This window comes from Paenibacillus sinensis (genome assembly GCF_019904155.1).
Classification (GTDB): Bacteria; Bacillota; Bacilli; order Paenibacillales; family Paenibacillaceae; genus Paenibacillus_AQ; species Paenibacillus_AQ sinensis.
Genome location: NZ_JAHCMB010000146.1, coordinates 1 through 252, shown reverse-complemented (window position 1 = coordinate 252; position 252 = coordinate 1). Strand labels below are relative to the sequence as shown.

General features: G+C 53.2%; 1 tRNA gene and 1 rRNA gene. Both read right to left on the bottom strand.

Features of this window, described 5'->3' with window-relative positions:
- Nucleotides 1-61 precede the first annotated feature (61 nt).
- Nucleotides 62-138: transfer RNA gene (locus KIH86_RS16195), tRNA-Ile, on the bottom strand.
- Between the two features lie 35 nt (nt 139-173).
- A 5S ribosomal RNA gene (gene rrf, locus KIH86_RS30290) occupies nt 174-252 on the bottom strand; the annotation flags it as partial.

The following is a 252-nucleotide window of genomic DNA, read 5'->3' as shown; positions in this document are numbered from 1 at the left end:
CTTCGAGGTTGTTTCCCGTTGCATTTCGAGGACCTCGGAGACTTACTTTATGAAGTTTAAGTGGTGGGCCTTAGTGGACTCGAACCACCGACCTCACCCTTATCAGGGGTGCGCTCTAACCAGCTGAGCTAAAGGCCCTTATTGTTGCATATACTACCTTATAAATAAGGCGCGCTTGGCAGCGTCCTACTCTCCCAGGACCCTTCGGTCCAAGTACCATCGGCGCTGGAGGGCTTAACGGTCGTGTTCGGG